An 18,072-nucleotide genomic window follows, 5' to 3' on the forward strand; every position below is an offset into this window, starting at 1 on the left:
CATGCCGAGCCTGAAGAAGACGAGCGGTCCCCTGGACGGGCCCGCGGAGCCGGACGGAGCGCGCGGGGAGAAGCCCCCGACCGTCGCCCCCACCCGGCGCGACGAGGTGGCCGCCGCGGGCAGCGAACTCATCGGTGGCCGCTACGGGCGCCGCGCCCTGCCGGGCAGCGGTCCCGCAGGCGGGCAGTTCACTCCGGTGCGGGTGATCGCCCTGGTGGCCATCGGCATGTTCGCCCTCGGCATGGTGCAGAAGCTGCCCTGCTACAACTGGGCCTGGTTCCGCGGCACCACCTCCCAGTACACCCACGCCTGCTACTCGGACATCCCGCACCTGTTCGCCGGTCGCGGCTTCGCCGAGGGCCTGGTGCCGTACTTCGACCGGCTCCCCGGCGACATACCGTTCCTGGAGTACCCCGTCCTGACGGGCCTCTTCATGCAGGTCGCGGCTTGGCTGACGCCCGGCGGCGAGCTCCAGGGCCAGGAACAGGCGTACTGGCTCGTCAACGCCGGCCTGCTGATGGTCTGCGCGGCCGTCCTCGCCGTCTGTGTGGCCCGGACGCACCGCCACCGCCCCTGGGACGGCCTGCTGGTCGCCCTGGCGCCCTCCGTGGCCCTCACCGCCACCATCAACTGGGACCTGCTGGCCGTGGCGCTCACCGCCGCCTCGATCCTCATGTGGTCCCGCTCCCGGCCGCTGGCCGCCGGCATCCTGCTCGGCCTCGCCGTCGCCGCCAAGTTCTACCCGCTCCTGCTCCTGTGGCCCCTGCTGCTGCTCTGTGTACGCGGCGGGCGGCTGCGGGCCTTCGGCACCGCGCTGCTCGGCGCGGTGGGCTCCTGGCTCGTGGTGAACCTGCCGGTGATGCTCCTCGCGTCCGACGGGTGGAAGCAGTTCTACCTCTTCAGCCGCGACCGGAACGTGGACTTCGGCTCCATCTGGCTGCTCGTCGGCCAGCGCAGCGGCACGCCCATCCCGCCCGAGCGTGCCAACCTGTACGCGCTGCTGCTCCTGGTGCTCGCCGCCGGCGGCCTCGCCTGGCTGGCCTTCGCCGCCCCGCGCCGGCCCCGGCTCGCCCAGCTGGCGTTCCTGATGGTCGCCGCGTTCGTCCTCACCAACAAGGTCTACTCGCCGCAGTACGTGCTGTGGCTGGTGCCGCTCGCCGCGCTCGCCCGGCCGCGCTGGCGCGACTTCCTGATCTGGCAGTCCTGCGAGGTGCTGTATTTCCTCGGGATCTGGATGTACCTGACGTTCACCGGGAGCGGCAGCAAGCAGGGACTGCCGCTCGACGGCTACCACTTCGCGGTCGTGCTGCACCTGCTGGGCACGCTGTACCTCTGCGTCATGGTCGTACGGGACGTCCTCGCGCCCGAGAAGGACCCGGTCCGGCGCGACGGCTCGGACGACCCCTCGGGCGGTGTCCTGGACGGGACCCCGGACACCTACGCCGTGGGCAGGGCGGCCCATCCGGCCCGGCACGCGGCCCCGGCGCCCGAGACCGGCGGACAGGAGTTGCTGGTGACATGGGGAACCCCCGGGGCCGAGGGCTCCCGGGGGTGACCGCAGGGCGCGGCCGTACGGCGTGACCGTACGGCCGGCCCGTCGCCTCAGCGCTCGACGAGCCGGTCGTACTGCGTCGTAGTGTGACGCAGGTGCGCGGTGAGCTCGTCGCCGACCTGGGGCTCCTGCGCGTCGGCCGGCACGAAGAGGATCGACACCTGCATGTGCGGCGGCTCGGCGAACCAGCGCTGCTTGCCCGCCCAGACGAACGGCGACAGGTTCCGGTTGACCGTGGCCAGACCGGCCCGCGCCACGCCCTTGGCGCGCGGCATCACGCCGTGCATCGCCTTCGGGGCCTCCAGGCCCACGCCGTGCGAGGTGCCGCCGGCGACGACGACCAGCCAGCCGTCCGAGGCGGCCTTCTGCTGGCGGTAGCCGAAGCGGTCGCCCTTGGCGACGCGGGTGACGTCCAGGACCGAACCGCGGTACTCGGTGGCCTCGTGGTCGCCCAGCCAGAGCCGGGTGCCGATCCGGGCGCGGAAGCGGGTCTGCGGGAACTGCTGCTGGAGCCGGGCCTGCTCCTCGGCCCGCAGGTGGCTCACGAACATGGTGTGCAGCGGCAGCCGGGCGGCGCGCAGCCGGTCCATCCAGGAGATGACCTCCTCGACGGCGTCCGTGCCGTCCGGGCGGTCGAGCGGCAGGTGCAGGGCGAAGCCCTCCAGGCGCACGTCCTCGATCGCGGAGGCGAGCAGCGCGAGCTCCTCCTGACGGACGCCGTGCCGCTTCATCGAGCTCATGACCTCGATGACGACGCGGGCGCCGACCAGGGCGTGCACGCCGTCCACGGAGGAGACGGAGCGGATCACCCGGTCGGGCAGCGGCACCGGCTCCTCGCCGCGCCGGAACGGCGTGAGGACCAGCAGGTCACCGCCGAACCAGTCCTTGATCTTGGCCGCTTCGTACGTGGTCCCCACCGCGAGCATGTCGGCGCCGAACCGGGCCGCCTCCTCGGCGAGGCGCTCGTGGCCGAAGCCGTAGCCGTTGCCCTTGCAGACCGGGATCAGACCGGGGAACTGGTCGATCACGGTCTTCTGGTGCGCCCGCCAGCGAGCGGTGTCGACGTAGAGGGAGAGCGCCATGGCCGGCCCGGAACCTTTCTGATGGCTGCGGTGGGGTGTCGGAGATGTGTACGAAACCCGCGGAACTATGAGGGTACGCAAGCTCCGCGGGGAGCGTCAGCGGCGCGACATGTAGATGTCCAGCGCCTTGTGCAGGAGCTTGTTCAGCGGGAAGTCCCATTCGCCGACGTACTCCACGGCCTCGCCGCCGGTGCCGACCTTGAACTGGATCAGGCCGAAGAGGTGGTCGGTCTCGTCGAGCGAGTCGGAGATGCCGCGCAGGTCGTAGACGGTCGCGCCCATCGCGTACGCGTCGCGGAGCATCCGCCACTGCATGGCGTTGGACGGGCGGACCTCGCGGCCGATGTTGTCGGAGGCGCCGTACGAGTACCAGACGTGGCCGCCGACGACGAGCATGGTCGCCGCGGAGAGGTTCACGCCGTTGTGCCGGGCGAAGTAGAGGCGCATCCGGTTGGGGTCCTCGCTGTTGAGGACGTTCCACATGCGCTGGAAGTACGAGAGCGGGCGCGGCCGGAACTTGTCGCGGACCGCGGTGATCTCGTACAGGCGCTGCCACTCGGCGAGGTCCTCGTAACCGCCCTGGACGACCTCGACGCCGGCCTTCTCGGCCTTCTTGATGTTGCGGCGCCACAGCTGGTTGAAGCCCTTGAGGACGTCGTCCAGGGAGCGGTTGGCCAGCGGGACCTGGAAGACGTAGCGGGGCTGCACGTCGCCGAAGCCGGCGCCGCCGTCCTCGGCCTGCTGCCAGCCCATCCGGCGCAGCCGGTCGGCTACCTCGAAGGCCTGCGGCACGACCTCGGTGGCCTGGACGTCCTTGAGGCGCTTGACGTCCGGGTCCTGGATGCCGGACTTGATCGCGGCCGCGTCCCAGCGGCGGATGACGACCGGCGGGCCCATCTTCACCGAGAAGGCGCCCTGCTGCTTGAGGTGGGCCAGCATCGGCTGGAGCCACTCGTCGAGGTTGGGGGCGTGCCAGTTGATGACCGGGCCCTCGGGGAGGTAGGCCAGGTAGCGCTTGAGCTTGGGGAGCTGGCGGTAGAGGACCAGGCCGACGCCGACGAGCTCGCCGTTCTTGTCGAACCAGCCGAGGTTCTCCGAGCGCCACTCGGTCTTCACGTCCGCCCACGCCGGGACCTGGCAGTGGCTCGCGCCGGGCAGGGTCTGGATGTACGCCAGATGCTGCTCTCGGCTGATGGTCCTCAGGGTCAGGCTCATGCGGGGCGCTCCTCGGCAGGTGTGTCCCCATCGGTCAGGGGCTCCGGCTCTCGCGCCGAAGCCTACTGTGACCGGGGAGCGCCCCGAAGGGCCGCGTGGGCCCTGACGTGCTCTGCGTCGTCCGACCGGTCAGCTGATCACGCCTCCGAACAGCCCTCCGTGGGCCATGCCGAGGAAGAAGCCCACCGCCGAGGCGCCGAGGCCGATGATCAGGAAGAAGCGTTCGCGGGTGGTGACGGAGATGAACTGCCCGTAGGCCCCGGTCAGGATGCCGATCAGGCCCGACCACGAGCTGAGCAGGTGCAGGTTGTGGAACTGCGCCGTGACGAAGGACAGGATGCCCAGCGCCAGCGTGACGGCGAGCAGCGTGTCCACGAGCGGGTGCGGCTTGCCGTCCGTCGCGAAGAGGGAGTGGCCGGGGTCGGGTCGCATTGCCTGTGCCATGGGGCACCTCCTGGCGTGCCGTGCGGAGGGCGGCGCATCCTAGCGCCGCCGACGTCCGATGTGTACAGATTGCGTCCCCTCCCCGCCGGATTTCAACCGCAAGGCGATGTGCAGGTACTCTGTACGGTCTGCGCCGGTGTCTGCCCTGGTACTCCCAGCTGGGACGCCGTCGCATCACGCATCACGACCCTCCTGCCACGGAACGACCGTGGCCGCTGAGTCCAAAGGAGGTGGGTTCCACATGCGTCACTACGAGGTGATGGTCATCCTCGACCCCGATCTCGAGGAGCGCGCTGTCTCCCCGCTGATCGAGAACTTCCTCTCCGTCGTCCGTGAGGGCAACGGAAAGGTCGAGAAGGTCGACACCTGGGGCCGTCGTCGTCTCGCCTACGAGATCAAGAAGAAGCCCGAGGGCATCTACTCGGTCATCGACCTGCAGGCCGAGCCTGCGGTCGTCAAGGAGCTCGACCGCCAGATGAACCTGAACGAGTCGGTCCTCCGGACCAAGGTCCTCCGCCCCGAGACCCACTGAGCTTCCGCTCAGAGGTAATCGGGTCCGAGTAGCAGCAAGCAGCCAGAAGCAATCCCGCCGAGAGGTTCACCCATGGCAGGCGAGACCGTCATCACGGTCGTCGGCAATCTCGTCGACGACCCCGAGCTGCGCTTCACCCCGTCCGGTGCGGCGGTCGCGAAGTTCCGCGTCGCGTCCACTCCCCGTACCTTCGACCGTCAGACCAATGAGTGGAAGGACGGCGAGAGCCTGTTCCTGACCTGCTCGGTCTGGCGTCAGGCGGCGGAGAACGTCGCCGAGTCCCTTCAGCGCGGCATGCGCGTCGTCGTGCAGGGCCGGCTGAAGCAGCGGTCCTACGAGGACAACCAGGGCGTCAAGCGCACGGTCTTCGAGCTGGACGTCGAGGAAGTCGGTCCCAGCCTGCGTAACGCCACGGCCAAGGTCACCAAGACCACCGGCCGCGGTGGCCAGGGTGGTGGCGGCGGCTTCGGCGGCGGCGGTGGCCAGCAGGGCGGCGGCGGCTGGGGTGGCAACTCCGGCGGCGGCGGCCAGCAGGGCGGCGGCGGTGCTCCCGCCGACGACCCGTGGGCCACCGGTGGCTCCTCCTCCGGCGGCGGCGGCCAGCAGGCCGGCGGCGGCGGTGGCTGGGGTGGCAACTCCGGCGGCGGCTACTCGGACGAGCCCCCCTTCTAGGGACCCCCTTCCGGTCCGTCCGGAAGAGGCCCTGGGGGCAGCTCGTACCCCACACTTCTTGATCACACAGGAGAAACACCATGGCGAAGCCGCCTGTGCGCAAGCCTAAGAAGAAGGTCTGCGCGTTCTGCAAGGACAAGACCGCGTACGTGGACTACAAGGACACGAACATGCTGCGGAAGTTCATTTCCGACCGCGGCAAGATCCGTGCCCGCCGCGTGACCGGCAACTGCACGCAGCACCAGCGTGACGTCGCCACGGCCGTCAAGAACAGCCGTGAGATGGCGCTGCTGCCCTACACGTCCACCGCGCGATAAGGGAAGGGTGACCGAAAAATGAAGATCATCCTCACCCAGGAAGTCTCCGGCCTCGGTGCGGCCGGCGACGTCGTCGAGGTCAAGGACGGCTACGCTCGCAACTACCTGGTCCCGCGCGGTTTCGCGATCCGCTGGACCAAGGGTGGCGAGAAGGACGTGGCGCAGATCCGCCGCGCCCGCAAGATCCACGAGATCGCGACCATCGAGCAGGCCAACGAGGTCAAGGCCAAGCTCGAGGGCACGAAGGTGCGCCTGGCCGTTCGCTCCGGCGACGCCGGCCGTCTCTTCGGCTCCGTGACCCCGGCCGACGTCGCCTCGGCGATCAAGTCCGCCGGTGGCCCCGAGGTCGACAAGCGTCGCGTCGAGCTCGGTTCGCCGATCAAGACCCTGGGCTCGCACCAGGTGCTCGTGCGTCTGCACCCCGAGGTCGCCGCGAAGCTCGGCATCGAGGTCGTTGCCGCGTAACGCTGCGCTCAGCAGTTCTGCGCTCCGACGCAGAAGGAAGGGCCGCACTCCTGACGGAGGGCGGCCCTTCCGCCATGTTTCACGTGAAACACGCGCTTGAGGCACATTGCTGTGATTGCGGCTGTTTCACGTGAAACAGTGCCTCGGTCAGCGGGTGGCGCCAGTGACGATCCAGCGGCCGGAACGCATCCGGAACCACAGCGTGCCCATCCGGACGGCCATCATCAGCGTCATCGCCCACCAGAGGGCGGTCAGCCCGCCGCCGAACACCGGCACCAGCAGGGCGACCGGGGCGAAGACCGCCAGCGTGAGCAGCATGGCCCGGGCGAGGTAGGGGCCGTCACCCGCGCCCATGAGGACCCCGTCGAGGACGAAGACGACCCCGGAGATCGGCTGCGAGAGGGCCACGACGAGCAGGGCCGGAAGCAGCGTGGACTGCACGGCGGGGTCGCCGGTGAAGAGCGGGATGAAGAGCGGGCGGGCCAGGACGAGCAGCAGGCCGAGGACGACTCCCGAGACCACGCCCCACTGGACCATGCGGCGGCAGACCTGGCGGGCTCCGTCGGCGTCGTCGGCGCCGAGGTAGCGCCCGATGATCGCCTGGCCGGCGATGGCGATGGCGTCCAGGGCGAACGCCATCAGGCTCCACAGGGAGAGGATGATCTGGTGGGCCGCGACCTCGGTGTCGCCCAGGCGGGCGGCCACAGCCGTGGCGATCATCAGGACGGCGCGCAGCGAGAGTGTACGGACCAGCAGGGGGACGCCTGCCTGGGCGGAGGCGCGGATGCCGGTGACGTCGGGCCGGAGCGAGGCGCCGTGGCGCCGTGCGCCCCGGACGACCACGACGAGGTACGCGGCGGCCATGCCGCACTGGGCGATGACCGTGCCCCAGGCGGAGCCCGCGATGCCGAGTCCGGCGCCGTAGACCAGGCCGATGTTGAGGACGCCGTTGACCGCGAAGCCGCCGATCGCCACGTAGAGCGGGGTCCGGGTGTCCTGCAGGCCGCGCAGGACGCCGGTTGCCGCCAGGACGATCAGCATGGCGGGGATGCCCAGGATCGAGACACGGAGGTACGTGGTGGCGTACGGGGCGGCGGTGTCGGAGGCACCGAAGACCTCGACGAGCCACGGAGCCGTGGGGAGGGTGACCGCGACGACGGCGAGGCCGAGCAGGAGCGCCAGCCAGATGCCGTCGATGCCCTGCCGGAGGGCGGCGGGCAGGTCGCCGGCGCCGACGCGTCGGGCGACAGCCGCCGTGGTGGCGTAGGCGAGAAAGACGAAGATGCTGACGGCGGTGGAGAGCAGAGCGCCCGCGATGGCGAGGCCCGCGAGCTGGGGGGTGCCGAGGTGTCCCACGATGGCGCTGTCCACCATCAGGAAGAGCGGTTCGGCGACGAGTGCGCCGAAGGCCGGCAGGGCGAGCGAGAGGATCTCGCGGTCGTGCCGGCGCAGTGCGGCCTTGGTGCTCGTGGGGGCCTGGGTCATGGGGTCAATGTAATCGTCCACAGGTAAGTGATGCAATGCATCTGTGATCCTTACTTTTGAGGGGATCGGGGCTTCGGGTGTGGGCTGTTTGTTCTGATCGTGGCCCAGGGGGAAAAGTTTTTCTCCCCCACAGCCCGTGGATGGAAAAGCAGCAGGTCAGGGCGGTAGTGGGGTGGGGGTTATGAGTTTGTCCACATGGCTGTCCCCCGGTCCGTGCACAGGATCTGGTGGCTTATCCACAGCATCTCGGCCTTCACCCACAGAGCCTGTGGATAACCAGATTGGCTGATGCCCCTCGCGGGCCTACCGTGGACCGGCGCCCGACGCGCCAGAAGCGGACGCAAAGCCACTCTTTGATCAAGGCCGTGGCGTAAGAAGGAGTGGCACGGCGAGGTCCGCGGAGCGGACGGGAAGAGGTGGCGGGTGAGCGTTCCCGAGCCCATGGACGACCCCTGGGGCGACGGCGGACCGAGCGACCGGCTGCCCGTCCGCACCCGTGGTGAGGGGCGTGGCGAAGGTCGCGGTGAAGGTCGCGGCGAGGGCCGCGGACGTGGCCGGGGCCGCGACGAGCAGCACGAGCGCGGCAGCGACGGGCCCTGGGACGGTGGACTCTCCGGTTTCGAGAGGGTTCCCCCGCAGGACCTCGACGCCGAGCAGTCCGTGCTCGGCGGCATGCTGCTGTCCAAGGACGCCATCGCCGACGTCGTGGAGATCATCAAGGGCCACGACTTCTACAAGCCCGCTCACGAGACCGTTTTCGGCGCGATCCTGGACCTTTACGCGAAGGGCGAGCCCGCCGACCCCATCACGGTCGGCGCCGAGCTCACCAAGCGCGGTGAGATCAACCGCGTCGGCGGCGCCTCCTACCTGCACACCCTCGTCCAGTCGGTGCCGACGGCGGCGAACGCCTCGTACTACGCGGAGATCGTCCACGAGCGGGCCGTGCTGCGCCGGCTCGTCGAGGCAGGCACCAAGATCACGCAGATGGGATACGCGGCCGACGGCGACGTCGACGAGATCGTGAACTCCGCCCAGGCGGAGATCTACAAGGTCACCGAGCAGCGGACCACGGAGGACTACCTCCCGCTCGGCGACATCATGGAGGGCGCGCTCGACGAGATCGAGGCGATCGGCTCCCGAAGCGGCGAGATGACCGGTGTACCCACCGGCTTCAGCGACCTCGACTCGCTCACCAACGGACTCCACCCCGGCCAGATGATCATCATCGCGGCCCGTCCCGCCATGGGTAAGTCGACCCTCGCCCTTGACTTCGCCCGCGCCGCGTCGATCAAGCACAATCTGCCCAGCGTCATCTTCTCCCTCGAAATGGGCCGCAACGAGATCGCGATGCGTCTGCTGTCGGCCGAGGCCCGGGTCGCCCTGCACCACATGCGCTCCGGCACCATGACCGACGAGGACTGGACCCGGCTCGCCCGCCGTATGCCGGACGTCTCCCAGGCGCCGCTCTACATCGACGACTCCCCGAACCTGTCGATGATGGAGATCCGCGCCAAGTGCCGTCGGCTCAAGCAGCGCAACGGCCTCAAGCTCGTGATCATCGACTACCTCCAGCTGATGCAGTCCGGCGGTTCCAAGCGGCAGGAGAGCCGTCAGCAGGAGGTCTCCGACATGTCGCGAAACCTCAAGCTCCTCGCCAAGGAGCTGGAGCTCCCGGTGATCGCGCTCTCCCAGCTGAACCGTGGCCCCGAGCAGCGCACCGACAAGAAGCCGATGGTCTCCGACCTCCGTGAGTCCGGCTCCATCGAGCAGGACGCCGACATGGTCATCCTGCTCCACCGCGAGGACGCGTACGAGAAGGAGTCCCCGCGCGCCGGCGAGGCCGACATCATCGTCGGCAAGCACCGTAACGGTCCGACGGCCACCATCACCGTCGCCTTCCAGGGCCACTACTCGCGCTTCGTGGACATGGCACAAACCTGATCGTGCCGGGGTGGGGCGGCGGGGCATGATCGGTCGCATGACCTCAACCTTCGAAGCCCTGCTCCCTACTACCGAGCGTTCTCTGCTGCACCGTGTGGCGCGCGCCCAGAACGAGGGTCGCGCGCCTTCCTTCGTGGGCGCCGTCGCGCGCGGGGGAGCGATGGTCTGGAGCGGTTCCCGTACCTGTGTCGACGGGCACGTCCCGGACGCCGACACGCAGTACCGGATCGGATCGATCACCAAGGTGTTCACCGCCGTCCTCGTCCTGCGGCTGCGTGACGAGGGCTTGATCGGCCTCGACGACCCGCTGGAGAAGCACCTGCCCGGTACGGGGGTGGGCGAGGTGACCATCGCGCAGCTTCTCGGCCACACCGCGGGGCTCGCCGCGGAGACCCCCGCGCCCTGGTGGGAGCGGACACCGGGGACGACCCGGCCCGAGCTCTCCGACGTGCTGGGGGAGACGCCCTCGCTCCGTCCGACCGGCCGGAGCTTCCACTACTCCAACCCCGGCTACACCCTGCTCGGCTCGCTGGTCGAGGCGGTGCGCGGGGTGTCCTGGGAGGAGGCGCTGCGCACCGAGATCCTGGAGCCGCTGGGGATGGACCGGACGACGGGGGATCCGGTAGCTCCGCACGCCGGGGGCTGGGCGGTGCATCCCTGGGCGGATGTGATGCTGCCCGAGCCCTCCGAGGACCTGGGCGTGATGGCTCCGGCCGGGCAGCTGTGGTCGACGGCCGAAGACCTGTGCCGCTTCGGGGCCTTCCTCGCGGAGGGGCACGAGCGGGTGCTGAGCGCCGCCACCGTCGCCGAAATGAGGGTTCCCGCCTCCCCGTCGGCCGCCGGCGACGCGCAGATGGGGTACGGCCTCGGGCTCCAGCTCGCCCACGGGGAGAGCGGCACGCTCATCGGGCACGGCGGCTCGCTGCCCGGCTTCGTCGCCGGTCTCTGGGTGGACGTCTCGGAGGGCCTGGTCGGCGTGGCCCTCGCCAACGCGACGAGCGGCCCCCAGCCCGGGGTCGTCGCCGCCGAGCTCGTACGGATCGTGGCGGAGGCCGAACCGCGACTCCCCGAGCCGTGGCGCCCGCTGCCCGCGTCCGAGGTCGACCACGAGCTTCTGGCGCTGACCGGGCCCTGGTACTGGGGGACGTACTCCTTCTGCCTGCGACTCGGCGCGGAGCGAGGGGTGGTGCTGGAACCGCTGAGGGGCGCCGGTCGCAGCGCCAGGTTCCGGGCGCTGCCCGACGGCGGCTGGATCGGTCTGGACGGGTACTACGCGGGGGAGACCCTGCGGGTGGTGCGCCGCCCTGACGGCGGCGTCAGCCATCTCGACCTCGCCTCCTTCGTCTTCACGCGGGAGCCGTACGAGCCCGGGGGCGCGGTTCCGGGCGGGGTGGACGAGAAGGGCTGGCGCGGGCTCTGACCGAGCCGTGATCGATTCCGGATGACGAACGCCCATGTTTCACGTGAAACATGGGCGTCCGCGACAACATGCGTTCTCGGGCAAGGAGGAGTCAGAGGGCTCGCTTGAAGCCCACGTGGCTCGCCTCGAAGCCGAGCCGTTCGTAGAAGCGGTGGGCGTCGGTGCGGGTGGCGTCGGAGGTCAGCTGCACCAGCACGCACTCCAGGCGCCGGGACTCCTCGACCGCCCATTCGATGAGCAGCGTCCCCAGACCGCTGCCGCGTTCCCCGGAGTGGATGCGCACTCCTTCGATGATCGACCGGGTGGCGCCGCGCCGGGAGAGGCCGGGGACGACCGTCAGCTGGAGGGTGCCCACGACCATCCCCGCGCGCGCGGCGACGACGAGGTGTTGGTTCGGGTCGTCCGCGAGCCGGGCGAAGGCGGCGAGGTACGGCGCCGGGTCGTCCGGGGACTCCCGCTGGGCGCCGAGGGGGTCGTCGGCGAGCATCGCGACGATCGCGGGCACGTCCTCGGCGGTTGCGGGACGGATCTCAAGATCGCTCATGCCCGCAGCGTACGGTCCGTGGACGGGATCACGGGCGCCGGCGGCTCAGACCGTGGCGGGTTCGCCTTCGAGGACGCGGACCAGCGGGGCCAGTTCCGGGTTCTTCGCGGCCTCGTCCAGAGCCTCACGCAGGGCCCGGTCGTTGGTGGGGCGGGCCTCGGTGAGGAGCTGCCGGCCTGCCTCGGTGACGTCGGTGTAGATGCCGCGCCGGTCGGTCGCGCAGAGGTAGCGGGTGAGCAGGCCCCGGTCCTCCAGGCGTGTGACCAGCCGGGTGGTGGCGCTCTGGCTGAGTACGACGGCGTCGGCGACCTGCTTCATCTGAAGGTGTCCGCCGGGCCCGTCGTGCTGGCGGCTGAGCACGTCGAGGAGCGAGTACTCGCGGGCGCTGAGGCCGTGACCCGACTCCAGGGCGCGTTCGACGTGGGACTCGATGCGCCCGTGCAGCAGAGAAAGGGCGCACCAGCGCTGGGCGAGCCCGGTGAGGGCGGGGTCCGTCGCGGTCATGTTCTCTCCTCGTCCCTCTTCTCGCCGGTGGAGTCGCTCGCGGTCCAGGGTAGTCGATGACCCGCAATAGTGCGCGTCTGCAAGTATTTGCGTCAGCCCGCCGCGACGGTGAGAGGGGCGAAGCGGCGGGTGGCGTCGCCGGGGAGGTCGGGTGCGGAACGGATCATCACCGCGTTGCTGATGACCGGGGCCAGTCCGTTCTCCTTGAGCCAGGTCAGGAGCTCGCCGTGCCGGAGGTCGACGTCCGTGCGCAGCGGGCGCTCGGTGGCGGCGGCCAGCGAGGCCACCAGCGCCTGGGCGGTGGCGGTGTCACGGGCGATCAGCGGGCCGACGACATGGGTGTCCATGTTGGGCCAGGCCGCGGCGAAGCCGGTGATCGTGCCGTCCTCGACGGCGACCCGCAGGTGGTCGGCGAAGGCCGGGAGCCGGGTGATGAGCGGCGTGCGGTCGAGGCCGAAGATCTCCGTGTCGAGGCGGAGGATCTCCTGAAGGTCGTCGGCGGTGGCCGGGCGGACCGGGATGCGCGGGACGGGCCCGGCGGCCGAGAAGCGGCCCTTCAGCATCTCCGCCCGCCCGATCTCGGTGAAGCCGAGTCCTTCGTAGAGCGGCTGCCCGTTCGCGGTGGCGTGGAGCGTCAGGGGGGTCTCGCCGGACTCCGCCAGGACGTGGCGCATCAGCCGGCGCCCGACGCCCCGGCGGGCGTAGCGCTCGGCGACGAGGACCATGCCGATGGCCGCGAGCTCGGGGCCGTAGGAGGTGACCACGCAGCAGGCGAGCAGTCCGTCGCCGGCGGGGTCGTCGATGCCGTACCCGGTGCCCGCGGTGAGCAGCAGGCCCCACTTGTGTTCCTCGCGGAGCCATCCGCGGTTCTCGGAGAGGTCGGCGCAGGCCAGGAGGTCGGTGGGGCCGAGACGCCGGACGGGGAGCTGCGCGAGGTCTGTGGGGGAGAGTGGCATGACGGCCAGGCTGTCCGACGGGGTGATCTTCCGTCCAGAGGTTTTCAGGGGATGTTTCACGTGAAACGCTCCGCGACCTGGGCTGTTTCACGTGAAACGCTCTGCTGCCACGGCGCGCGCCGAAAGAGTGGAGCCTAGTCCGCAACCCGGTCCTTTGGCCCGAGAACGCCGCTTTCCGCCCGAAGCCCTTCCGGCTGCCGCATGCTGCGAGCACGGAAGCCGGCTGCGTGAGGCGAGGCACATGATGGATGGTCCGACCAGCACGACCGACGGGACGGGGGCCCGAATAGCGGAACCCTCGCCCGATGCGGTGCTCGTCCGCCGCACCCTGGAGGAGATCGCCCCGGTCGCCGACAAGGTGACGTCGTACTTCTACGCGCTGCTCTTCGTCCGGAACCCCGCCCTGCGCGACCTCTTCCCGGCGGCGATGGACACCCAGAGGGACCGCCTGCTCAAGGCCCTGCTCACGGTCGCCGAGAGGATGGACGACAGCGCCTTCCTCGGCGAGTACCTGGGCCATCTCGGCCGGGGGCACCGTAAGTACGGGGTCGAAGCGGCCCACTATCCGGCGGTCGGGGAAGCCCTGATCGGCGCGCTCGTCCGGTACGCGGAGCGGAGCTGGGACGCGGAGACCGAGGCGGCCTGGGTCCGGGCGTACACGGCGATCTCGCAGATCATGATCGACGCCGCCTCCGAGGACGAGGTGCAGGCCCCCGCCTGGTGGCAGGCCGAGGTGGTCTCCCACGATCTGCGGACCCCCGACATCGCCGTCATCACCCTGCGGCCGGACGCGCCCTACCCCTTTCTCGCCGGGCAGTACACGACGCTGGAGACGCCCTGGTGGCCGCGCGTCTGGCGGCACTACTCCTTCGCCTCCGCGCCCCGCCCGGACGGACTGCTCACCCTGCACGTCAAGTCCGTCCCGGCCGGCTGGGTATCCCAGGCGCTGGTCCACCGGGCCCGGCCCGGGGACGTGCTCCGGCTGGGTCCGCCGGCCGGCTCGATGACGGTCGACCACGCCACCGACACCGGACTGCTCTGCCTCGGCGGCGGCACCGGCATCGCGCCGATCAGGGCGCTGGTGGAGGACGTCGCCGAGCACGGCGACCGGCGGCCGGTCGACGTGTTCTACGGGGCTCGCAGGGGGCACGACCTCTACGACATGGACACCCTGCTGCGGCTCCAGAAGACCTTTCCCTGGCTCGCCGTCCATCCCGTCACCGAGGCGCAGTGCCCGCTGCCGGAGGCGGTCCGGGAGACGGGCCCCTGGAACGAGCGGGACGCGTACTTGTCGGGTCCGCTCGGCATGGTCCGCCAGGGCATCGACGTACTGCGCGGCTCGGGGGTCCCCTCCGAGCGGATCCGCCACGACTTCATGGCGGAGCTCGCCGCGGTGGGGGCCGGATCAGCCGAGGTCGGGGGCGTGCATGGCGCGCACGCCCTCGATGTTCCCGTCGAGGTAGTGGCGCAGTGAGAGCGGCACCAGATGGACGGCGGCGATCCCGACCCTGCTGAAGGGCACCCGGACGATCTCGTACTCGCCGACGGGTTCGTCGACCTCGGGGCCGTGCCGCAGGCCGAGGTCCATCGACTCCAGCCGGCAGACGAAGAAGTGCTGGACCTTCACGCCGGAGACCCCGCCATCGACGATGTGCTCGACGGTGTCGACGAAACAGGGGACCACATCGACGATCTTGGCGCCGAGTTCCTCGTGCACCTCGCGGTGCAGGGCCTCGACGACGGTGGAGTCGGAGGGTTCGACGCCGCCACCGGGCGTGACCCAGTACGGATCCACGCCCGGTTTCGTACGCTTGATGAGGATGAGGTCGTTTCCGTCGAGCAGGATGGCGCGTGCGGTGCGCTTGACCACGGGCCGTTCAATCATGGGAAGAAAATGGCCCGTTCCCGCCGGGCTGAAACTCACCACTCCCCCGCAGCCCGCACCAGTTCCTCGTGCGCCCGCGCGATGTGGGCCAGCGCGAGGGTGCCGGTCCGGGCCACCAGGAAGTAGGTCCGCAGCGGCGGCACCGGCGGATCGAGCAGCGTCACCAGCCGTCCCCGCTCCAGCGCCTCCTCGCAGAGGTAGCGGGGCAGTACGGCCAGCCCGGCCCCGGCGGCCGCGGCCTCCCGGACGGCCCGCAGGTCGGGGGCGATGACGGTGGCCGCCGCGGCCGGCGTGGTCTCGAAGACGGTGGACCAGTAGCGGGCGGCGAAGGGCAGCGACTCGTGCACCTCGACCACCGGGAGCTGTTCCAGGACGACCGCTCCGGTGGTGAGCAGCACCTCGGGGGAGAGCCGGGCGGCCCAGCGAGGGGCGGCGACCAGGACGAGTTCCTCGTCGCAGAGCGGGGTGGCGGTGAGCGGTCCGCCGCGCGGCCGTGCGGTGGTGAGGGCCAGGTCGTGGTGGCCGGCGGCGAGTCCGTCGAGCAGCTCCTCCGCGTTGACGACGAAGGAGGCCCGGAGGGCGAGGCCCTGGGCGACGAGCGGGGCGAGCGCGGGCAGGGCGCGCAGGGACGTGAACTCCGGGGGCCCGGCGACGTGGAGGGTACGGACCCCGCGCTCGGCGTCGAGCCCGGTCTCGGCGATCTCGACGAGCGCGTCCAGGTGCGGCGCGGCGCGGTGGGCCAGTTCGTCGCCGATGGTGGTCGGGGTCACGCCGCGTGCCTGCCGCAGGAAGAGGGGCCGGCCGAGCTGCCGCTCCAGGGTGCGGATCTGGCTGGTGACGGCGGGTTGGGAGAGGCCGAGGAGCGCGGCGGCGCGGGTGAAGGAACCGGCCCGGTGCACCGCGACGAACGTGCGCAGCAGGGCCAGATCCATGTGCGCCCCTCCCCGGCCGGCCGTCCGTCATCGCAGGATCGTCCCACTATAAATATGTCGATAGGCCGCTGTCGCTCACGTGATTGGACACTGACGCACAGTCAACTAGCCTTGTCCGGGCGGGTTCCGCTGAGGGCCGGGGGCGTTCCGAGCCACGAGGGGGGAGGCTCGGAGCGCCCCGGTCCGAGCCCTCCGGCCATGCCCTCCGGCCCTGCTCCCCGAGCCTGCCGGGCCCGTCTGCGCGGCTGTCCAGCTCCCGTGAACCCAGCTCACTGAGCCGTCAGCCGTCAGCCGTCAGCCGTCAGCCGTCAGCCGTTACCCCGCCTTGCGCGCCGCGTCGAGCGCCCTCAGTACGTCGGCGATCAGGTCCTCCGGGTCCTCGGCGCCGACCGAGAAGCGGATGAAGCCCTCGGCGACGGCGTCCCCGCCCCAGCGTCCGCGGCGCTCCGCCGACGAGCGCACCCCGCCGAAGCTGGTGGCGTCGTCGACCAGGCGCAGTTCGTCCAGGAAGCGCTCGGCCCGGCCGCGGCCCGCGAGCTCGAAGGAGATCACCGAGCCGAAGCGGCGCATCTGCCGGGCGGCGACCGCGTGCGAGGGGTCGTCCGGGAGCCCGGGGTGGCGCAGCCCGGTCACGTCGGGGTGCTCGGCGAGGACCCGGGCGAGCTCCAGGGCCGTGGCGCACTGGCGGTCGATCCGCAGCTGGAGGGTGGCCAGGGAGCGGTGGGCGAGCCATGCCTCCATGGGCCCGGGGATGGCGCCGACGACCTTCCGCCAGCGCCGTACCTCCGCGGCCCGCAGCGGGTCGCGGCAGCTGACGTGGCCGAGCAGGATGTCGCCGTGGCCCGTCATGCCCTTGGTGTCGCTGGCGACGGAGAAGTCGGCGCCGAGTTCGAGGGGGCGCTGGCCGAGCGGGGTGGCGAGGGTGTTGTCGACGGCGACGAGCACGCCGCCGGCGTGCGCAGCGGCCACCAGACGGCGGATGTCGCAGACGTCGAGCCCCGGGTTGGACGGGGTCTCGATCCACAGCAGCTTGGCGCCGTCGAGGACGTCGAGCTGAGCGTCGCCGCCGGTCGGGGCGGTGCGCACCTCGATCCCGTACGCGCGCAGCTGCTCGTGGAGGAGCGGCAGGGCCTGGTACCCGTCGGTCGGCAGGACGACGGCGTCGCCGGCGGAGAGCTGCGAGAGCAGTACGGCGGAGATGGCGGCCATGCCCGAGGCGAAGACCACGGTCTCGATCCCGGACTCGCCGGGCGACTCCAGGGTGCTGATGGCCTGTTCCAGATGGGTCCAGGTCGGGTTCTCGTCACGCCCGTAGGTGTAGGGGCCGGTGGGCTCGCCCGGGAGGTGGAAGTGGGCGGCGAAGACCGGTCCCGGCAGGGTCGGCTCGTGCTTGACGGGCTCGGGCAGTCCGGCCCGTACGGCGAGGGTCCCGTCACCGGGGCCCTCGCCGTTGTGGTGCTGTTCCTGGGGGCTCACGGGTTCACCGGGTCCTTTCCTCGATCTCGTCCCCCGAAGTCTCCCCCTCGGCTCCCCCCGGAGTCTCCCGGGGGTTGCCCCCTGAGTCCGTCCGGTGGATCAGGGGCGGGCAGCGCCCGGGTCGGCGTTCCGGGGGGCAGGGTCCAGGTCGGCGTTCCGGACGGTCTCCCCGAGTCCGGCCCGGATCGCGGCGAGGAGTCCCGCGCTCGCGGCCTCGGCCATCTCCAGGCACTCCTCGAAGCCCTGCCGCCCGCCGTAGTAGGGGTCGGGGACGTCGAGCGCGTTCCCGGCGGCGGGGTCGTACGAGCGGAGCAGCCGGACTTTCGCTGCCTCGCCGGGAGTGCGGGCGAGGCGGCGGAGCTCCCGGAGGTGACCCTCGTCGAGCGCGATCACCAGATCGAGGGCCGGGAACCAGGAGGCACGGAACTGCCGCGCGGTGTGGGCGGAGGTGTAGCCGTTCTCCTCCAGAACGGCGACGGTACGCGGATCCGCACCGTCGCCTTCGTGCCAGCCGCCGGTGCCCGCACTGTCCACCTCGACCGCATCACCGAGGCCGGCCTCCTCCACGCGCGCGCGGAACACGTGCTCGGCCATCGGCGAGCGGCAGATGTTGCCGGTGCAGACGAAGCAGACGCGGTAGGTCATGGCGG

At 71.0% G+C, this 18,072-nt stretch carries 19 protein-coding genes; 8 read left to right on the forward strand and 11 right to left on the reverse strand.

Translation table 11 applies throughout. From position 1 onward, the window contains the following. Position 1: 1 nt before the first annotated feature. Positions 2-1,555: a glycosyltransferase family 87 protein gene (locus tag ACFYT9_RS04530; protein WP_389160902.1), complete on the forward strand. Its 1,554-nt coding sequence runs from the start codon at positions 2-4 to the stop codon at positions 1,553-1,555. A 47-nt stretch (positions 1,556-1,602) separates the two neighbouring features. Here the strand turns inward: ACFYT9_RS04530 and ACFYT9_RS04535 are convergent, their stop codons facing one another. The 3 genes from ACFYT9_RS04535 to ACFYT9_RS04545 form a co-directional block, all read right to left on the reverse strand. Then, on the reverse strand, positions 1,603-2,634 hold the full coding sequence (locus tag ACFYT9_RS04535; protein ID WP_387272058.1) for an alanine racemase: 1,032 nt from the start codon (positions 2,632-2,634) through the stop codon (positions 1,603-1,605). Positions 2,635-2,730: 96 nt separating this feature from the next. Beyond that, complete coding sequence (locus ACFYT9_RS04540; RefSeq protein ID WP_376603579.1) at positions 2,731-3,849, reverse strand: lipid II:glycine glycyltransferase FemX; 1,119 nt, start codon at positions 3,847-3,849, stop codon at positions 2,731-2,733. Between the two features lie 129 nt (positions 3,850-3,978). Then, a complete protein-coding gene (locus tag ACFYT9_RS04545) occupies positions 3,979-4,293 on the reverse strand; it encodes a hypothetical protein (RefSeq protein WP_376603577.1) in 315 nt (104 codons plus the stop codon). Between the two features lie 241 nt (positions 4,294-4,534). Here ACFYT9_RS04545 and rpsF point away from each other — a divergent pair, with 241 nt between their 5' ends. From rpsF to rplI, 4 genes are all read left to right on the forward strand, one after another. Further along, the gene (gene rpsF / locus ACFYT9_RS04550; RefSeq protein WP_004950685.1) at positions 4,535-4,825 is read left to right on the forward strand and encodes a 30S ribosomal protein S6; all 291 of its coding nucleotides are present in this window, start codon (positions 4,535-4,537) and stop codon (positions 4,823-4,825) included. Positions 4,826-4,897: 72 nt separating this feature from the next. Next, complete coding sequence (locus tag ACFYT9_RS04555) at positions 4,898-5,497, forward strand: single-stranded DNA-binding protein (protein ID WP_389160903.1); 600 nt, start codon at positions 4,898-4,900, stop codon at positions 5,495-5,497. 80 nt (positions 5,498-5,577) lie between these two features. Beyond that, the gene (gene rpsR / locus ACFYT9_RS04560; RefSeq protein WP_005315025.1) at positions 5,578-5,814 is read left to right on the forward strand and encodes a 30S ribosomal protein S18; all 237 of its coding nucleotides are present in this window, start codon (positions 5,578-5,580) and stop codon (positions 5,812-5,814) included. An 18-nt stretch (positions 5,815-5,832) separates the two neighbouring features. Further along, positions 5,833-6,279 carry a 50S ribosomal protein L9 gene (rplI, locus tag ACFYT9_RS04565; RefSeq protein ID WP_319011552.1) on the forward strand — a complete coding sequence of 149 codons (447 nt, stop codon included), beginning with the start codon at positions 5,833-5,835 and terminating at the stop codon, positions 6,277-6,279. 147 nt (positions 6,280-6,426) lie between these two features. On the opposite strand, the gene ACFYT9_RS04570 is transcribed toward rplI, so the two are convergent. Then, on the reverse strand, positions 6,427-7,764 hold the full coding sequence (locus tag ACFYT9_RS04570) for an MATE family efflux transporter (protein ID WP_389160905.1): 1,338 nt from the start codon (positions 7,762-7,764) through the stop codon (positions 6,427-6,429). 441 nt (positions 7,765-8,205) lie between these two features. Here ACFYT9_RS04570 and dnaB point away from each other — a divergent pair, with 441 nt between their 5' ends. Continuing rightward, a complete protein-coding gene (gene dnaB, locus ACFYT9_RS04575; RefSeq protein WP_376596839.1) occupies positions 8,206-9,705 on the forward strand; it encodes a replicative DNA helicase in 1,500 nt (499 codons plus the stop codon). 37 nt (positions 9,706-9,742) lie between these two features. After that, the gene (locus tag ACFYT9_RS04580) at positions 9,743-11,125 is read left to right on the forward strand and encodes a serine hydrolase domain-containing protein (RefSeq protein ID WP_389160907.1); all 1,383 of its coding nucleotides are present in this window, start codon (positions 9,743-9,745) and stop codon (positions 11,123-11,125) included. A 91-nt stretch (positions 11,126-11,216) separates the two neighbouring features. On the opposite strand, the gene ACFYT9_RS04585 is transcribed toward ACFYT9_RS04580, so the two are convergent. From ACFYT9_RS04585 to ACFYT9_RS04595, 3 genes are all read right to left on the reverse strand, one after another. After that, the gene (locus ACFYT9_RS04585; protein ID WP_389160909.1) at positions 11,217-11,669 is read right to left on the reverse strand and encodes a GNAT family N-acetyltransferase; all 453 of its coding nucleotides are present in this window, start codon (positions 11,667-11,669) and stop codon (positions 11,217-11,219) included. Positions 11,670-11,714: 45 nt separating this feature from the next. Further along, positions 11,715-12,173, reverse strand: a complete 459-nt coding sequence (locus ACFYT9_RS04590) for a MarR family winged helix-turn-helix transcriptional regulator (RefSeq protein ID WP_376596800.1) — start codon at positions 12,171-12,173, stop codon at positions 11,715-11,717. 92 nt (positions 12,174-12,265) lie between these two features. Further along, on the reverse strand, positions 12,266-13,129 hold the full coding sequence (locus tag ACFYT9_RS04595) for a GNAT family N-acetyltransferase (protein WP_389160911.1): 864 nt from the start codon (positions 13,127-13,129) through the stop codon (positions 12,266-12,268). Positions 13,130-13,370: 241 nt separating this feature from the next. Here ACFYT9_RS04595 and ACFYT9_RS04600 point away from each other — a divergent pair, with 241 nt between their 5' ends. Continuing rightward, complete coding sequence (locus tag ACFYT9_RS04600; protein WP_389160913.1) at positions 13,371-14,603, forward strand: globin domain-containing protein; 1,233 nt, start codon at positions 13,371-13,373, stop codon at positions 14,601-14,603. Here ACFYT9_RS04600 and ACFYT9_RS04605 read toward each other — a convergent pair. The 4 genes from ACFYT9_RS04605 to ACFYT9_RS04620 form a co-directional block, all read right to left on the reverse strand. After that, positions 14,535-15,014, reverse strand: coding sequence for an NUDIX domain-containing protein (locus ACFYT9_RS04605; RefSeq protein WP_389160914.1), 480 nt, complete (start codon positions 15,012-15,014; stop codon positions 14,535-14,537). The two genes, ACFYT9_RS04600 and ACFYT9_RS04605, sit on opposite strands and share 69 nt — an antisense overlap. A gap of 35 nt (positions 15,015-15,049) precedes the next feature. Further along, a complete protein-coding gene (locus ACFYT9_RS04610; RefSeq protein ID WP_389160915.1) occupies positions 15,050-15,946 on the reverse strand; it encodes a LysR family transcriptional regulator in 897 nt (298 codons plus the stop codon). A 315-nt stretch (positions 15,947-16,261) separates the two neighbouring features. Further along, positions 16,262-17,422: a cystathionine gamma-lyase gene (locus ACFYT9_RS04615; protein ID WP_389160917.1), complete on the reverse strand. Its 1,161-nt coding sequence runs from the start codon at positions 17,420-17,422 to the stop codon at positions 16,262-16,264. Between the two features lie 99 nt (positions 17,423-17,521). Further along, positions 17,522-18,067, reverse strand: coding sequence for a low molecular weight protein-tyrosine-phosphatase (locus ACFYT9_RS04620; RefSeq protein WP_389160918.1), 546 nt, complete (start codon positions 18,065-18,067; stop codon positions 17,522-17,524). Positions 18,068-18,072 lie beyond the last annotated feature (5 nt).

The sequence above is a fragment of the Streptomyces sp. NPDC004435 genome, from assembly GCF_042873895.1.
In the GTDB taxonomy this organism is placed as follows: domain Bacteria; phylum Actinomycetota; class Actinomycetes; order Streptomycetales; family Streptomycetaceae; genus Streptomyces.

Coding starts and splice junctions, on each gene's coding strand:
- ACFYT9_RS04530 (WP_389160902.1), top strand. CDS start 2: ATGCCGAGCCTGAAGAAGACGAGCGGTCCCCTGGACGGGCCCGCGGAG.
- ACFYT9_RS04535 (WP_387272058.1), bottom strand. CDS start 2,634: ATGGCGCTCTCCCTCTACGTCGACACCGCTCGCTGGCGGGCGCACCAG.
- ACFYT9_RS04540 (WP_376603579.1), bottom strand. CDS start 3,849: ATGAGCCTGACCCTGAGGACCATCAGCCGAGAGCAGCATCTGGCGTAC.
- ACFYT9_RS04545 (WP_376603577.1), bottom strand. CDS start 4,293: ATGGCACAGGCAATGCGACCCGACCCCGGCCACTCCCTCTTCGCGACG.
- rpsF (WP_004950685.1), top strand. CDS start 4,535: ATGCGTCACTACGAGGTGATGGTCATCCTCGACCCCGATCTCGAGGAG.
- ACFYT9_RS04555 (WP_389160903.1), top strand. CDS start 4,898: ATGGCAGGCGAGACCGTCATCACGGTCGTCGGCAATCTCGTCGACGAC.
- rpsR (WP_005315025.1), top strand. CDS start 5,578: ATGGCGAAGCCGCCTGTGCGCAAGCCTAAGAAGAAGGTCTGCGCGTTC.
- rplI (WP_319011552.1), top strand. CDS start 5,833: ATGAAGATCATCCTCACCCAGGAAGTCTCCGGCCTCGGTGCGGCCGGC.
- ACFYT9_RS04570 (WP_389160905.1), bottom strand. CDS start 7,764: ATGACCCAGGCCCCCACGAGCACCAAGGCCGCACTGCGCCGGCACGAC.
- dnaB (WP_376596839.1), top strand. CDS start 8,206: ATGGACGACCCCTGGGGCGACGGCGGACCGAGCGACCGGCTGCCCGTC.
- ACFYT9_RS04580 (WP_389160907.1), top strand. CDS start 9,743: ATGACCTCAACCTTCGAAGCCCTGCTCCCTACTACCGAGCGTTCTCTG.
- ACFYT9_RS04585 (WP_389160909.1), bottom strand. CDS start 11,669: ATGAGCGATCTTGAGATCCGTCCCGCAACCGCCGAGGACGTGCCCGCG.
- ACFYT9_RS04590 (WP_376596800.1), bottom strand. CDS start 12,173: ATGACCGCGACGGACCCCGCCCTCACCGGGCTCGCCCAGCGCTGGTGC.
- ACFYT9_RS04595 (WP_389160911.1), bottom strand. CDS start 13,129: ATGCCACTCTCCCCCACAGACCTCGCGCAGCTCCCCGTCCGGCGTCTC.
- ACFYT9_RS04600 (WP_389160913.1), top strand. CDS start 13,371: ATGATGGATGGTCCGACCAGCACGACCGACGGGACGGGGGCCCGAATA.
- ACFYT9_RS04605 (WP_389160914.1), bottom strand. CDS start 15,014: ATGATTGAACGGCCCGTGGTCAAGCGCACCGCACGCGCCATCCTGCTC.
- ACFYT9_RS04610 (WP_389160915.1), bottom strand. CDS start 15,946: ATGGATCTGGCCCTGCTGCGCACGTTCGTCGCGGTGCACCGGGCCGGT.
- ACFYT9_RS04620 (WP_389160918.1), bottom strand. CDS start 18,067: ATGACCTACCGCGTCTGCTTCGTCTGCACCGGCAACATCTGCCGCTCG.